The organism is Prauserella marina, assembly GCF_002240355.1.
Classification (GTDB): Bacteria; Actinomycetota; Actinomycetes; order Mycobacteriales; family Pseudonocardiaceae; genus Prauserella_A; species Prauserella_A marina.
In genome coordinates, this window is record NZ_CP016353.1 from 5,296,762 (window position 1) to 5,310,597 (window position 13,836).

At 68.3% G+C, this 13,836-nt stretch carries 15 protein-coding genes; 8 read left to right on the forward strand and 7 right to left on the reverse strand.

Features of this window, described 5'->3' with window-relative positions; all coding sequences use genetic code 11:
• The first annotated feature begins 21 nt into the window (after nt 1-21).
• Together BAY61_RS24280 and BAY61_RS24285 are read left to right on the forward strand one after the other, a co-directional pair.
• Nucleotides 22-1,203 carry a C40 family peptidase gene (locus tag BAY61_RS24280; RefSeq protein ID WP_245865391.1) on the forward strand — a complete coding sequence of 394 codons (1,182 nt, stop codon included), beginning with the start codon at nt 22-24 and terminating at the stop codon, nt 1,201-1,203.
• Nucleotides 1,204-1,328: 125 nt separating this feature from the next.
• Complete coding sequence (locus tag BAY61_RS24285) at nt 1,329-2,774, forward strand: FAD-dependent monooxygenase (protein ID WP_091807282.1); 1,446 nt, start codon at nt 1,329-1,331, stop codon at nt 2,772-2,774.
• Between the two features lie 33 nt (nt 2,775-2,807).
• Here the strand turns inward: BAY61_RS24285 and BAY61_RS24290 are convergent, their stop codons facing one another.
• The gene (locus BAY61_RS24290; protein WP_091807281.1) at nt 2,808-3,668 is read right to left on the reverse strand and encodes a helix-turn-helix transcriptional regulator; all 861 of its coding nucleotides are present in this window, start codon (nt 3,666-3,668) and stop codon (nt 2,808-2,810) included.
• A 177-nt stretch (nt 3,669-3,845) separates the two neighbouring features.
• Here BAY61_RS24290 and BAY61_RS24295 point away from each other — a divergent pair, with 177 nt between their 5' ends.
• A complete protein-coding gene (locus tag BAY61_RS24295; protein WP_091807279.1) occupies nt 3,846-4,823 on the forward strand; it encodes an SDR family oxidoreductase in 978 nt (325 codons plus the stop codon).
• Here BAY61_RS24295 and BAY61_RS24300 read toward each other — a convergent pair.
• The 3 genes from BAY61_RS24300 to BAY61_RS24310 form a co-directional block, all read right to left on the reverse strand.
• Entirely contained in the window at nt 4,810-5,076 is a 267-nt protein-coding gene (locus tag BAY61_RS24300) for a hypothetical protein (RefSeq protein WP_176879778.1), read from the reverse strand. The genes BAY61_RS24295 and BAY61_RS24300 overlap by 14 nt on opposite strands.
• 83 nt (nt 5,077-5,159) lie before the next feature.
• The gene (locus tag BAY61_RS24305; RefSeq protein WP_245865393.1) at nt 5,160-5,828 is read right to left on the reverse strand and encodes a class I SAM-dependent methyltransferase; all 669 of its coding nucleotides are present in this window, start codon (nt 5,826-5,828) and stop codon (nt 5,160-5,162) included.
• Between the two features lie 71 nt (nt 5,829-5,899).
• Nucleotides 5,900-7,348, reverse strand: a complete 1,449-nt coding sequence (locus BAY61_RS24310) for an alpha/beta hydrolase (protein ID WP_091807275.1) — start codon at nt 7,346-7,348, stop codon at nt 5,900-5,902.
• A 209-nt stretch (nt 7,349-7,557) separates the two neighbouring features.
• Here BAY61_RS24310 and BAY61_RS24315 point away from each other — a divergent pair, with 209 nt between their 5' ends.
• Nucleotides 7,558-8,754 carry a sensor histidine kinase gene (locus BAY61_RS24315; protein WP_091807273.1) on the forward strand — a complete coding sequence of 399 codons (1,197 nt, stop codon included), beginning with the start codon at nt 7,558-7,560 and terminating at the stop codon, nt 8,752-8,754.
• On the forward strand, nt 8,747-9,424 hold the full coding sequence (locus BAY61_RS24320; RefSeq protein WP_091807271.1) for a response regulator transcription factor: 678 nt from the start codon (nt 8,747-8,749) through the stop codon (nt 9,422-9,424). Before BAY61_RS24315 ends, BAY61_RS24320 begins: the two co-directional genes overlap by 8 nt.
• Here the strand turns inward: BAY61_RS24320 and BAY61_RS24325 are convergent.
• The 3 genes from BAY61_RS24325 to BAY61_RS24335 are packed head-to-tail and all read right to left on the reverse strand — an operon-like array spanning nt 9,398 to nt 11,445.
• A complete protein-coding gene (locus BAY61_RS24325; protein WP_091807269.1) occupies nt 9,398-10,222 on the reverse strand; it encodes a MerR family transcriptional regulator in 825 nt (274 codons plus the stop codon). The two genes, BAY61_RS24320 and BAY61_RS24325, sit on opposite strands and share 27 nt — an antisense overlap.
• Nucleotides 10,219-11,019 carry an alpha/beta fold hydrolase gene (locus BAY61_RS24330; RefSeq protein ID WP_091807267.1) on the reverse strand — a complete coding sequence of 267 codons (801 nt, stop codon included), beginning with the start codon at nt 11,017-11,019 and terminating at the stop codon, nt 10,219-10,221. Before BAY61_RS24330 ends, BAY61_RS24325 begins: the two co-directional genes overlap by 4 nt.
• Before the next feature lie 33 nt (nt 11,020-11,052).
• Nucleotides 11,053-11,445 carry a winged helix-turn-helix transcriptional regulator gene (locus tag BAY61_RS24335; protein ID WP_110057708.1) on the reverse strand — a complete coding sequence of 131 codons (393 nt, stop codon included), beginning with the start codon at nt 11,443-11,445 and terminating at the stop codon, nt 11,053-11,055.
• Nucleotides 11,446-11,542: 97 nt separating this feature from the next.
• Between BAY61_RS24335 and BAY61_RS24340 the strand changes: the two genes are divergently transcribed.
• The 3 genes from BAY61_RS24340 (at nt 11,543) to BAY61_RS24350 (ending at nt 13,814) form a co-directional block, all read left to right on the forward strand.
• Complete coding sequence (locus tag BAY61_RS24340) at nt 11,543-12,439, forward strand: NADP-dependent oxidoreductase (protein WP_091807265.1); 897 nt, start codon at nt 11,543-11,545, stop codon at nt 12,437-12,439.
• 99 nt (nt 12,440-12,538) lie between these two features.
• Nucleotides 12,539-13,138 (forward strand): class I SAM-dependent methyltransferase, encoded by a 600-nt coding sequence (locus BAY61_RS24345; RefSeq protein ID WP_091807263.1) that lies wholly within the window; start codon nt 12,539-12,541, stop codon nt 13,136-13,138.
• A gap of 64 nt (nt 13,139-13,202) precedes the next feature.
• On the forward strand, nt 13,203-13,814 hold the full coding sequence (locus BAY61_RS24350; RefSeq protein WP_091807261.1) for a gamma carbonic anhydrase family protein: 612 nt from the start codon (nt 13,203-13,205) through the stop codon (nt 13,812-13,814).
• Nucleotides 13,815-13,836 lie beyond the last annotated feature (22 nt).

The following is a 13,836-nucleotide window of genomic DNA, read 5'->3' on the forward strand; positions in this document are numbered from 1 at the left end:
GGGCATCCTTATCCTGTGCCCATGACGTTGGGGGACGAGCCACCCGCCACCTCCGGCGAGGAACCGGCGACGAAGCCGGGTCCACGCCGCAGGACGATGTTCGTCGCCGTACTCGCCGCCGTCGCCGCGATCGCGGCTTTCGTGGTCGCCTTGCAGCTCACTCCCGGCGACGACAAGGTCGGCGCGGCCGCGATGACCGAACAGCCGACCACCTCTCCCCCCACGACGGCACCGACGACGGCGCCACCCAGCTCCCCCGCGCAGACGCGGGTTCCGGAGGAGACCGGCCCCCGGTTCGAGGCGTGGGTCGACGATGTCGCCCGCTGGCTCGACATCCCCCAGCGCGCCATGCACGCCTACGCCGCCGCGACGGTCGAACTGGGCGAGCAGCGGCCCGACTGCAACCTTTCCTGGGTGACGCTTGCCGGTATCGGCAAGACGGCTAGCGACCACGGCCGCGAAGGCGGTGGCGAGATCGGTGAGGACGGCAAGGCCGCTCCCGCGATCGGCACCATCGAACTGCGCGACTTCGGGGGCAACGTCATCTCGATCGACGGCGCCGCTGGGCCCATGCAACTGTCGCCGGCCCTGTGGGACACGTGGCAGCGCAACGCCACCGACGGCACACCAGACATCCAGAACCTCGACGACGCGGCGTTGGCGACGGGCGAAGCGCTCTGCGCCGACGGCCGCGACCTCGCCGACGGCGAGCAATGGCTCGCCGGAGTGTCGGCCGTGCACGACGCTCCGCTCTTCCTGCACAGGGTGCTCGCGACCGCCAACGTCTACGGCACCGTCGGCATGTCGGAGCAGCCCCCCGACGAGGCGGCCCTCACCGCGGTGAGTTTCGCGATCGAGAAGATCGGGCTTCCCTACGAGTGGGGCGGCAACGGCAACGAGAAGGGCGACATCGGGTTCGACTGCTCCGGTCTGACGACGGCCGCCTACGCGCAGGCCGGGCTCACACTCCAGCGCACCGCGCACTGGCAGTACACGAGCGTGCCGCTGGTGCCCGCCGACGAGGACCCCATGCTCGGCGACCTCATCTTCTTCGGCGATCCCGCGACGAAAATCCACCACGTCGGCATCTACATCGGCAACCAGCAGATGATCGACGCGCCGACCTTCGGACAGGCCGTCCAGGTTCACGACTACCGGAAACCAGGCGACAGCTACGCCGGAGCGGGGCGTCCATCCACTTAGGACCCTACAGCGCCGGTCGACCGGGACACCGACCGGAGGTGAGACCCGTGGACTGTTCACACTCCGGCACAGCCGACGTCACGGAACCCCGGTCACGGAAATCCGGCGCCGATCGCCCGCCCGGCATGTTCGACGTGATCATCGCCGGATGCGGGCCGACCGGCGCGATGCTGGCCGCCGAACTGCGGCTGCACGATGTGCGGGTACTCGTTCTGGAAAAGGAAACCGAGCCCACGTCGTTCGCGCGGATAGTCGGCCTGCACGTTCGCAGTATCGAGTTGATGGCGATGCGCGGACTGCTGGACCGCCTTCTCGAACTCGGGCGACGACGTCCGGCAGGCGGATTCTTCGCCGCCATCGCCAAACCCGCGCCCGACCTGGATTCCGCGCACGCCTACCTGCTCGGCATCCCGCAGCCGGTCATCGTCGATCTTCTCGAACGACACGCGGTCGAACTGGGCGCGCGGGTACGGCGCGGTTGTGCGGTGGCGGGGTTGGAGCAGGACGACGAGGGGGTGACCGTCGAACTGGCCGATGGCGGTGCTTCCGCCACTCAAAGAGGTGAACAGCTGCGCACGCGGTATCTCATCGGGTGTGACGGCGGGCGCGGCACGGTGCGCGCGCTGCTCGGCGTCGGCTTCCCAGGGGAGCCCTCGCGGACCGAGACGCTGATGGGCGAGATGGAAGTGAGGGCGCCGAGGGAGGAGATCGCAGCCAAGTCGGCCGAGGTCGGCGAGGCTCACAAGCTCTTCTGGCTCAGGCCCGTCGGCGACGACGTCTACAGCGTCGTCGTCCCCGCGGCCGGTGTCACCGATCGCTCGGAGCCGCCTGTCCTTGAGGACTTCAGACAGCAGTTGCGCGCCATCGCAGGAACCGATTTCGGCGTGCACTCCCCACGCTGGTTGTCCCGCTTCGGGGACGCGGTCCGGCTGGCCGAACGTTATCGCCTCGGGCGGGTGCTACTGGCTGGCGATGCGGCGCACATTCATCCGCCCATCGGCGGACAGGGCCTCAACCTCGGCGTTCAGGACGCGGTCAACCTCGGCTGGAAGCTGGCAGCACAGATCCGCGGCTGGGCGCCGGAAACACTGCTGGACACCTACCAGGCCGAACGTCGCCCTGTCGCGGAGGACACGCTGGACGTCATCCGCGCCCAGGCGGAACTGCTGTCCGACGAACCGGGTCAACGGGCGCTGCGCGGACTGCTCACCGAACTGATGGATTTCGAGGAGGTGAACCGCTATCTGATCGAGAAGATCACCGCGATCGGCATTCGCTACGACTTCGGCGAAGGCCCCGATCTGCTCGGCCGCCGCCTCCGCGACCTCGACCTGAAAACCGGCACCCTCTACGGTCTACTGCGTCGTGGCCGCGGCCTGCTGCTGGACCGCACAGGGAGCCTCACCGTCGGCGGCTGGTCGGACCGGGTCGACTACCTCGCCGATCCCACCGCCGCGCTGGATGTTCCGTGCGTGCTGCTCCGCCCGGACGGCCACGTCGCCTGGGTCGGGGACGATCAGCCGAACCTGAACGACCAGCTCGCCCGCTGGTTCGGCGAGCCTGCCGACTGATTTCGCTTGAGCGGCCGGAAAACCGGCGCGGTGTCACGCGGTCGGGGGCACGCGCGAGGTGATGTGCTGGGCCCCGATGACGGAGAGAAGCCGCAACTTCTCGTGGCTTTCGCTGCCGGGGACGGCGGTGTAGACGAGAAGCAGGTGTGACTGGCCGGGGTCGAGAAGTGTCTGGCAGGTCAGTTCGAGTGCGCCGACCTCGGGGTGCACATAACGTTTGACACCGTTGTACGCGACGCCGATCTCGTGTTCGTTCCACACGCCACGGAATTCCTCGCTGCCCGCGAGCAGAAGGTCCAAGAGGTGAGCGGCTCGCGACTCCGGCCCGCGAAGAGTGACCAGCTTGCGTAGTCCCGAGGCGAAAACCCGGGAGTGCAGCGCGTGATCGTCAGGGTGGTACAGCGCCCGGGTGTCCGGATCGGTGAACCACCGGTAGCCGATGCTGCGCGCGGGCCCGGTGTAGCGGGTGGTGTCCCCGGTGAGCGCGACCGCAGGCGGAGTCTGCCGAAGGGCCTCGCCGAGTTCGGTGACGATCTCGGCCGGAGTGTCGGTGAGCCGGTCGAAGATGCGGAGCAGGCCCGGACTGATGTGTTCGCTGATCGCTCCCCGCGCGGGCGGGTTGTGCCCGGCGAGCCGGAACAGGTGGTCGCGTTCGTCGAGGGACAGATGCAGTCCTTGCGCGATCGAGGCGATCATCTGCTCGGAAGGGTGAGGTCCGCGCTGCCGCTCCAGCCTGCTGTAGTAGTCGGTGGAAATATGGCAGAGCGTGGCGACTTCCTCACGGCGCAGGCCCGCCGTTCTGCGCCGCTGCCCTCGGGGGAGGCCCGCGTCTTCGGGCTGGAGCGATTCCCTGCGGCTGCGCAGGAATTCGGCGAGCCCCGCTCGATCGATCACGACTTCCTCACTTCCTGCCCGGTGTCGTTCATCATGCCAGCGACACCGGCTGGTTGCCTCGGATCGTGGATCCCCCTCTGGGCACGGTCCGCATGGGATCGAGAGTCCGTGGATATCCCCGCGAATCAGACGCAGCCTGAGAGCACGTCCACCTTTCCAGCGCACAAGGAGCCGCACATGACACGAACCCGCCCGGACATCACGATTCCCGATCTCTCGGGGAAACTCGCGGTCGTCACCGGCGCGAGCGACGGGGTCGGAGTCGGCCTCGCGGCCCGCCTCGCCTCCGCCGGCGCCGAGGTCGTCATGCCCGTCCGCAATCCTCACAAGGGTGAGACGGCGATCGCGAAGATCAAACAGCGTCAGCCGGAAGCGGCTCTGTCCCTTCGGGAGCTCGATCTGTCGTCTTTGGACTCGGTAGCCAAGCTGGGAGCCACGCTGCGCGATGAGAACCGTCCGATCCACATTCTCGTCAACAACGCGGGGGTGATGACCCCACCGGACCGGCAGACCACAGCCGAAGGGTTCGAGTTGCAGTTCGGGAGCAACCACCTAGGACACTTCGCTCTGGTGGCCCACCTGTTGCCGCTGCTGCGTGCGGGTCGCGCGCGCGTGACCTCGCAGATCAGTGTCGCCGCGAACCAGAACGGCATCAACTGGGACGACCTGAACTGGGAACGGTCCTACAACGGCCGTCGCGCCTACAGTCAGTCGAAGATCGCGTTCGGCCTTTTCGGACTCGAACTCGATCGGCGCAGCCGAAGGGGAAACTGGGGAATCACCAGTAATCTCGCGCACCCAGGAGTCGCGCCGACCAGTCTGCTGGCCGCCCGGTCCGAGGTCGGCAGGACGCGAGACACGCTGGGCGTGCGCGCCATCCGGGCTCTCTCCCGCCGCGGAATCCTCGTCGGCACGGTCGAGACCGCGCTGCTTCCGGCACTGATGGCCGCCACCTCGGCGAACGCACGCGGCGGCCGTCAGTACGGGCCAAGTGGTTTCCGGCACCTGTCCGGCCCTCCCGCCGAACAAGCCGTCTACACACGACTCCGCGGTGAGGAGGACGCCGCCCGAATGTGGCGGACTTCCGAGGAGTTCACCGGCACTTCGTTTCCCTCAGCGATAAGCTCCGAACCGAAGTCGTCTACTCAGGACTGACGAACTTGGCCGAGTCTTCGTCCTCGAATGCGAAGTAGACGGTCAGCTGGACCGGTTCCGGTTCGTCGTACAGGAAGTTCACCGACATGTCGACGATGAGCACGTTGTAAACGCTCGTCCACTCCTGGACCTTGCCGAAGACCTCCGCGTTCGTCCGCCCCATGAACAGCAGTCTGGCGATCGGATGAACTTGGGCGTCGGCATCGGAGTCATCGAAATCCGGGGGAACGTCGAGGCACAGGTTTGGGTCCACGCATCGAACCCTAGCCGGATCGACCCGGCGCACCATCCGGTATTCACCCTGAGATTCCCGCCGACGACCCTGAGACACCCGCGTCAGTTGTCGCGCTGTGCGACCAGAACCACGGTGGGACCGACCTGTCCTTCGGCGGGAAGCCGAAGCTCGGCCGTCGGCCGCAGCCCCGCCCTCTCGACCAGTTCGGCAAGCCGGTCAGGCTGCCATTGGTACGTCGTCCAGCTGACCGGAACCCCTCCGTAGGCCTCGGTGCGCGCCACGTCGCCGTCGCCGACATGTGTCGCGATGATGAGCTGCCCCTCCGGCATCAGCGCACCGGCGAAAGACGCGAGCACCCGCGGCAGAACGTCCCTTGGCAGGTTGAACAACGACCACCAGCCGAGCAATCCGCCGAACGACGCCTCGGCGAGTTCGAGTTCGGTCGCCGAGCCGACACTGAACGCGCATTCCGGATGGAGGCGGCGCGCGTGCTCGATCATGCGGGGCGACAGGTCGACCCCCGAGACGTCGAGTCCGCGTTCGGCGAGGTAAGCCGTGATCGTGCCGGGTCCGCAGCCAACGTCGAGTACGGGGCCGAGCCCGCCGACCGCGTCGGCGAACACGTCCATCGCGGCCCGAAGCCACGGATGGGCGCGAATGTCGCCGATTCCCGTTGTCCTCACCATGTCCACGTAGTTGTCGGCCACCCTGTCGTAGGAATCGCGAACGACATCGAGATCGGCGGGCCGGGGCATCGGAGACGAATTCACGGCCGTGACTCTATGGCACGCGGATGCGGCACGGTCTCGTGCCGCATCCGCGACGGTGCTCGCCGATCTCCCTACCCGGCCGACTCCGCCGCACAGGCGCGGTCGTGCTCGGGCCGTTGTCCCGTGGTCAAAAACGTCGTCACCGCGTCGTTCGCGCAGGTGTTGGGGCCGAAGGGATAGACACCGTGCCCGCCCTGGTCGGCGGTCACCATCGTGGCACGCTGCCCGAATGCCTGCCGCAACTTCCGCGCCCCGGCCAACGGGGTTCCTGGGTCGCGCTCGTTCTGCACCATGAGCACGTTCGAAGGGCCGTCGTCACCGATGCGCACCGGCGGCTCGACGCGGGTGTCCGGCCAGAACGCGCACGGTCCGATACCCGCCGTCGACCCGCCGAGCATGGGATACAGCAGCCGGTCGATCGCGACGTTGCGCTGGTATTCCCCGACCGTCTCCGGCCAGCGGTTGTCACCACAGATCACCGCGAACCGGGCGGCCATGAGGTTCTCCATGTTCGGGAGCGGCGGCGGGCCCTGCGGCAACGGCTTGCCCGTGTCGAGTGCCTGCCATGCCTCGGCGAGCAGCGGCATGAGCGCGTCGCTGTAGAGCCATTCGAACGTCACGCCCCTGAACGCCGTGCCGTCGATACCCTCCACCGGTGTCGCATCCAGTTTCTCGACCAGCTCGTAGAACTTCGCCGTCACCTCGCGTGGCGTGTCGCCGAGGCCGTACTCGGAGCCGGCGGCGAAGGCGGCGAAGTCGGGGAACCGGTCGGCCATGCCACGGGCGAACGATCGCATGGCCGTGACGTCGTAGCCGCCTGGACCCATGTTGCTGTCGAGCACGATCCGGTCGCCGCGCTCGGGAAACATCGTCGCGTATACCGCGCCGAGGTAGCTGCCGTAGGAGGCGCCGAGGTAGGAGATCTCCGGCTCGCCGAGCGCGGTCCTGATCCGGTCCATGTCGCGCGCGGTGTTCGCGGTGGTGATGTGCGGCAGCATCGAGGCAGTGTCCGAGGAGAAGCACTGCTCGGCGATGGTCCGCGCGTTGCCGGCTTCGGCCGCGACATCGGCCGCCGTGTAGGCGTAGGGCGGGAAGTTGCCGCGCGCCTGCTGCTCCTCCGTCAGATCGCAGGTCACCGGTGCGCTGTCACCGACGCCGCGAGGATCGAAGCCGATCACGTCGTAGGAATCGAGCACGTTCTCCGGCAGCCCCGAACCGGCGAGGACAGCGGGGTAGTCGAGTCCGGAACCGCCTGGACCACCCGGATTGGTCAGCAACACGCCACGGCGCTGCGCCGGGTTCTCACTCGCCAGCCGGGAGATCGCGATCTCGATCTTCTCGCCGTCCGGATCCCGGTAGTCCAGCGGGACCTCCAGCGTCGAACACTCCAGCAGCGGCGAGGTGACCTCCTCTGGGCACGGGCCCCATTGGACGGTGTCCGGCGACGCCGCCGTCGACACTCCGGGGACGGCGGTCACCGCCACAGCGGTGACGAAAGCGAGGGTCAGGGTCTTGCGCATCCGATGTCCTCCCGGCATGGTTGCTCAGCTCAAGCAGCAAACGTTGCGGCGCAACGGGAATGAGTCTGTTCCTCCGGCGGCCGCGAGACATCGGCCTTGTGGCTCCGATCGCCTTCGACCCGAGTCGAGGCCGGAATTCGACTCAGGTCGGGGGCACGGCGGTCCCCTCGGTTGCTGCACCGACGGCGCGGCGCCGCGATAATGGCCGCATGAGCACGGACGTCGCGCCGCGACTCGGAGCATGGCAGCAGGTGTGGCGGCTGCTGGTGGCCGCGGCATTCGGCATTTTCTTCTGGCTCTCCACCGGCGCGGTGCTGCCGAGGGGCTGCGCGACCGACACGTGTTCCTGGTTCGTCACCGGCGATCCGCTCCTCGCACTGGGCTGTCTGACGGCGCTGCTGTGGCAGCGGCGGTTTCCGGTCGCGGTGGCGCTGGTGGCCGCGATCGCTTCCGCAGCTTCGACGCTCGCCACCGGCGCCGCGCTGCTGGCGTTGTGCTCGCTTTCGACCCGTCGGCGACCGGTGGAGATCGGAGCCGTCGCGCTGGTTTACGTGGCCGCGTCACAGATGGCGGGCGGGCTCTACCCCATCGAGGAGATCCCGTCCGTTCCGAAATGGCTGGAAATCGCACTCGCCGCGCTGAGCGCCGGAATCGCGGCCGCCATCGGCCTTGCCATCGGCGCCCGGCGGGTCGAGGTGCGATCCTTGCGGGAGCGCGCCGAAAGCGCGGAACGGGAACAGGCCGCACGAGCCGCGCAGGCACGGGCCATGGAACGCAACCGCATCGCCCGCGAGATGCACGACGTACTGGCGCACCGCATCTCCCTCGTCGCCATGCAGGCAGGAGTACTGGACCACCGCACCGATCTCCCCGCGGAGGAACACCGCGTCCTGGTCAGGGGCATCGCCGACGGCTCGCACGAAGCGCTGGAGGAACTTCGAGAAGTCCTCGGCGTGCTCAGGGCAGGCCCCGACCGGCCCGAACCACCACAACCCTCCCTCGACGGCATTCCGGATCTGGTTGCCGACGCCGCCGCGTCCGGGTTGGACGTCACCTTCACCGACACCGTGCGGGGAACACCGCCCGATGTCATCGGCCGAACCTGCTATCGGATCGTCCAAGAAGGACTGACCAACGTCGCGAAACACGCGAGCGGCGCACACGTGGACGTCACCATCGAGGGAACGACCGGCGACGAGCTACGGGTCAGTGTCCGCAACTCCAGCGGGAGCACGACGATCACCAGGAAACCCACGTCCGGGTTCGGCCTGCTCGGCCTTTCCGAACGGATCGTCCTCGCGGGCGGAGAACTCGACCACCATCCGACGCCCGGCAACGGATATCTCCTCACCGCGCGTCTACCCTGGCCGGATCACGACCAACGAAAAGAGCTGACGGGTGGATAGCGAACAGCAGCCGGTGCGGATCGTCATCGTCGACGACGACCAGTTGGTGCGCATGGCATTGCGGCTCGTCATCGAGGGCGAACCGGACCTCGCCGTGGTCGCCGAGGCAGCCGACGGCGACGCCGCGATCACCGTTGTCGCCGAACAGCACCCCGACGTCGTGCTGATGGACGTGCGGATGCCGGGCCGCGACGGGCTCAGCGCGACAAGAGAACTACTCGCGAGGCCATCACCGCCGAACGTGCTGATGCTGACCACGTTCGACTCCGATGATCTGGTACTCGGCGCACTGCACGCAGGCGCACTCGGGTTCGTGCTCAAGGACACCCCGCCCGCGCGCATCATCGACGCCGTGCGGACGGTCGCGGAAGGAAACCCGGTGCTGTCCCCCGTGGCCACCGCGCGGGTAATCGCCGCGGCGACGGGGCCGAGGTCCGCTCACGTTCGCCGCCCCTCCCGCGAAGCCGCGCTGAACCGCCTGTCCACATTGACCGAACGCGAACTCGAAACCGCGCGAGCCATCGCTGACGGGCTCGGCAACCCGGAGATCGCCGAACGGCTGCGCATCAGCGTCGCGACGGTCAAGGCACACACCGGCAACCTGTTCGCCAAGCTCGACGTCGAAAACCGGGTACAGATCGCGCTACTCGTCCGCGACGCCGAGGATTGACGAGCCCGCCCCGCCGGTCCCTTGCTGATAGGGAATCTCGATACCGGCCGAGCGCAACCTCGTCTCGATCAGCACGGTCAGCCTGGCCCAGACCGGTTTTTGCTCCTCGCCGTAATGCTTGAGCATGGCGTACCTGGTCTCGCCGTCGGTCCGCGCCTGAATTCCGGCGGGGATGGGCAGCAGCGAGGGGTGGGCGACGAGGTAGTCGGCGATGGCAGCCGCGAGTTCGTCGACGCGGGGGTCGTCGGGTGCCCAGTCTCCACAACGCCACATGCGCTTGATCAGGGCGAGGTACCGGGGGTGCTCCAATGCTTGCTCGATCTGGGCGAGGTAGTCGTCGAAGCCTTCCGGCACCAGTGCCCTGAACAACACGAGCGCCTCGCGGATCATCGTCAGGTCGTCGGTAGCGAATCCGAGCGCGGCGGCCCCGTCGAGTAGCGCGAGCGCGCGGTCGGGCAGCAGCACCCGGTCGCCGGTGGCGAGGCGGTGCAACGTGTCCCGCCGCGAGGTCAGCTCGGTGATCCGGTCGGTGAGGCGCCGTTCGACGTCGGCGAGCGCGACGGCGAACTCGTCGGCGCCGGAGTCGAGGATCGGTCCGATCTCGGCGAGCGGAACCCCAGCCTCTGCCAGTGTCCGGACCTGGACGAGCCGCAGCAGCTCAGCCGTTTCGTACCGGCGGTAGCCGGACGCGTCCCTGCGGGGTTCGGCGACCAATCCGCGCCGGTGGTAATGCCGGATGGTCTTGACCGTGATTCCGGCGAATGCCGCCGCCTGACCGATCGTGACGCCGTAGGTCATCCGCTCAGCGAGCCGAAGGCGAGCTCGCGAACGGAGTCGGCGACGGCACGGAAGTCCTTGCGCAGGATCGACCCGTGGTTGCTCGCGACCTTCGCGCTCACCGTGATGTGCGGGTTGCGAGCGAGCACCGGTGTGAGGGAGGCACGCATCCGTTCCATCTCATCACGACCACCTCCGAAGTTGCCACCCGTGGCGACCACGTAGCGGAGCGGGTAGGTCACCTCGTCCAGAACAGGGCCCAGTTCGCCGTAGATCTCGTTGAGCTCGATGTTGCTCTCCGCCATCTCCTCGGCGCTCATCCGGGGAACGAGGCCCGTCGGGCGCAGCAGCGGCAGCAGTACCGACATCCGGCGGAACAGCTTGCGAATCCGTTCAGGGGGCGCGTCCTCACTCCAGTCGAACGGGTAGGCACCGTCCACAAGCACCACTCCGGCGACCCGGTCCGGATTCCGGTCGGCCCAGTGCACCGCGAGCGCCGCCCCGTAGGACCAACCGACCACGAGCGGCCGGTCGACACCCCTCGCGGCGAGGACGGCGTCGACATCCCGGATGTTCGCGTCGAACGAGTAGTCCGCCGACCGGCCCGACTTGCCACGGGCCCGCATGTCGAAGCCGATGTGCCGGTACTCGGCACCGAGTTCGGCGATGACGCGCCGCCAGTACGACCGGACGGCGAACTGACCGTTGAGGTAGATCACGGGAACGCCGGGTCCGCCGGTGTCGGTAACGGCCAGTGCCGTGTCCTCGACGGGCACCATGCCGGTCCAGGCAGGGCAGGGCGGCTTCGCATTCGTCATGCGGCCACCGTGCACCCTGCCCCAAGGTCAAGGTCAAGGCTTGGCGTGTGCCCTGTCGTAGGCGGCCCTCGCGGCGTCGACCTCCGGGAGGTGGGCCTCGGCCCACTCCTTGAGGTGGCGGATCGTGTCCTTCAGCGAGTAGCCGAGCGGCGTGAGTTCGTAGTCGACGCGAACCGGCACCGACGGGGTCACCGTGCGAGTCAGCAGGCCGTCTCGCTCGAGTCCGCGCAGGGTCTGGGTCAGCATTTTCTGGCTCACTCCCTCGATGCGCGCGGCAAGTTCCGAGTAGCGCATCGGGCCGCCGAGACCCAGCGCGACGATCACCAGGCTTGCCCACTTGTCGCCGATCGTGTCGAGCAGCCGCCTGCTGGGGCAACTCGCCGCGAATACGTCGAACCGCGCGGGGGGATCCGCCGTCACGTCCATGGCTTACCTCCGGGTGCCTACCCCACTTCAGAGTGCCTACTTCCCAAAAGAGAGTAAAGCACCGATGGTGAGGTTAGACAACCAGAAAGGAAACGCCATGCCACTCGCACTCGTATCGAAGCCAGGCACCCCCGAACCGGTCCTCGACGAGGTGTCACTGCCCGAGCTGGGACGAGGCGACCTCAGGGTTCGCGTCACGGCCGCGTCGGTCGATCCCGTCGACACGCTCTTCGCGGGCGGGCCGGCAAGAACGATCTTCGGACTCACCGGCACGGTCGGCCTCGGCTGGTCCTTCACCGGTGTCGTCACCGCGACCGGAGCGGGAGTCACCGGATTCTCGGTCGGCGACCGCATCGCCGCCACCCACACCGGCGTCACCGCCCCCGTCCGCGCGCACGCCGAGGAAACCGTCGTCGCCGCGAAGGCAGCCGCGCCGCTGCCCGCCGGGCTCGACCCCGTCGCCGCCGCGACGCTTCCGATCAACGCGCTGACCGCGACCCAGCTGCTCGACCGGCTCGGACCCGCCGAAGACAGGAGCCTGCTCGTCACCGGAGCGGCGGGTTCCGTCGGCGGCTACGCCGTCGCTCTTGCCGCCAACGCGGGCTGGTCGGTCACCGGACTGGCGAGGGAATCCGATCGGGCCTTCGTACTGCGGGCAGGCGCTGGTGACCTCATCACGCGACTGCCGGAGCGGTCGTTCGACGCCGTCGTCGACGGCGCGGTCCTGCATGGCAAGGTCCTCGGCGCGATCCGCGACAACGGCGCGTTCGCCGGGGTGACCTCGGCGACTCCCGCGACTCCGGAGCGCGGCATCGAGGTCAGCGTCGTGAGTGTCCAGCCGAACACCGCCCAGCTCGCCGACGTGCTCGCGCTCGCGGCATCGGGCGTGCTCGAACCGAGGGTCGCGGGCAAGGTGCCGCTGACCGAGGCGGCAACGGCCTACCGCAAGGTCGCCGGTGGCGGCCAGCGGGGCAGGTGGCTGCTGCTTCCCTGACGTCCCGGGTTTGCGGTTTTCGCAAAGAACTTTGTCGTCATCCCGGTTCGCGAGGCACGGTGGGCGGAACCCGAAGGTGACGACAGGAATGGGACGACCGTGGACCAGCAATTCTGGGAAGACCGGTACGGCGAGCGCGATCAACTGTTCAGCGGCGACCCCAACGGGGTGCTCGTCACGGAGGTCACCGGTCTGGAGCCGGGGCAGGCACTCGACGTCGGGTGCGGAGAGGGCGGTGACGCGATCTGGCTGGCAAGGCAGGGCTGGCGGGTTACGGCCATCGACATCTCCAAGACGGCGCTGCGCCGTGCCGCGGCGAACTCCGCTGACCTGGCCGATCGCGTCGCGTGGACGCACGGCGATCTCACCACGACGCCGCTGCCCTCCCGCGCGTTCGACCTGGTTTCGCTGCAGTATTTCCCGCTCCCGCGCGGAAACCCGGCCACGCTCAGGACTCTGCTCGACACCGTCGTGCCAGGCGGAAACCTGCTGTTCGTCAGCCACGACATCAGCGACCTCGACCCGGACCCCGAGCGCGGTTTCGATCCTGGCGACTTCTTCCAGCCCGCCGACGCGGCAACCCTGCTCGACGAGAACTGGACGGTGCTCGTCGACGAAACCAGGCCGAGGAACACTCCTCCGCCGGAGGGGACCCGGCACACGCACGACACAGTCCTTCGCGCGCGCCGCGACCGCTGAGCTGGCGAACACGGCGGCGGAAAACGGCTGGTCACCACGTTCGGCGCCGCGTAACGTCGAGGGCATGCGCATCCGACATCGCGGGCGGGAGCCGTGGGTGCACGCCGACGCGTGGATCGCGCCGACGGCGACGCTCATCGGGGACGTGCGAATCGGCGCACACGCACGTGTGCTGTCCGGAGCGGTACTCGACGGCGAGAATTCCAGAGTCACGGTCGGCGACTACGGCATCGTCTGCGAACACGCCGTACTGCGAGCGTCCTCCGTCGCCGGAGACCAGCCTGTCGACCTCGGCGACCATGTTTTCGTCGGTCCACACGCGACGCTGCTCGGCTGTGCCGTCGGCGGCTGTTCCTACCTGGCCACCAATGTGACCGTGTTGCAGAACGCCGGCCTCGGTACAGGAAGCACCATCGCCGTCGGCGCGCTCGTGCACGCCGGGACGACCATCGAACCGGAGTTCTTCGTACCACCGTTCACCGTCGCGCTCGGCGATCCGGTACGGCTACTCGCTCCGGGAGACCCGGAGCTACCGGCGGCGGTGCGCGCCGTCGGCTTCGCCGAGACGGCGTTCGGTGCCACAGCACAGTGGACGGACCGCGCCCGGCGTGCCGAGCAGGCAACCGAAACACGCTCGGCCGAGTTCGCCGCACATGCCGACGACGTCGTACTGTGAGCACCCAACACGGCGAACAGGA

Coding starts and splice junctions, on each gene's coding strand:
- BAY61_RS24280 (WP_245865391.1), top strand. CDS start 22: ATGACGTTGGGGGACGAGCCACCCGCCACCTCCGGCGAGGAACCGGCG.
- BAY61_RS24285 (WP_091807282.1), top strand. CDS start 1,329: ATGTTCGACGTGATCATCGCCGGATGCGGGCCGACCGGCGCGATGCTG.
- BAY61_RS24295 (WP_091807279.1), top strand. CDS start 3,846: ATGACACGAACCCGCCCGGACATCACGATTCCCGATCTCTCGGGGAAA.
- BAY61_RS24310 (WP_091807275.1), bottom strand. CDS start 7,348: ATGCGCAAGACCCTGACCCTCGCTTTCGTCACCGCTGTGGCGGTGACC.
- BAY61_RS24315 (WP_091807273.1), top strand. CDS start 7,558: ATGAGCACGGACGTCGCGCCGCGACTCGGAGCATGGCAGCAGGTGTGG.
- BAY61_RS24325 (WP_091807269.1), bottom strand. CDS start 10,222: ATGACCTACGGCGTCACGATCGGTCAGGCGGCGGCATTCGCCGGAATC.
- BAY61_RS24330 (WP_091807267.1), bottom strand. CDS start 11,019: ATGACGAATGCGAAGCCGCCCTGCCCTGCCTGGACCGGCATGGTGCCC.
- BAY61_RS24335 (WP_110057708.1), bottom strand. CDS start 11,445: ATGGACGTGACGGCGGATCCCCCCGCGCGGTTCGACGTATTCGCGGCG.
- BAY61_RS24340 (WP_091807265.1), top strand. CDS start 11,543: ATGCCACTCGCACTCGTATCGAAGCCAGGCACCCCCGAACCGGTCCTC.
- BAY61_RS24350 (WP_091807261.1), top strand. CDS start 13,203: ATGCGCATCCGACATCGCGGGCGGGAGCCGTGGGTGCACGCCGACGCG.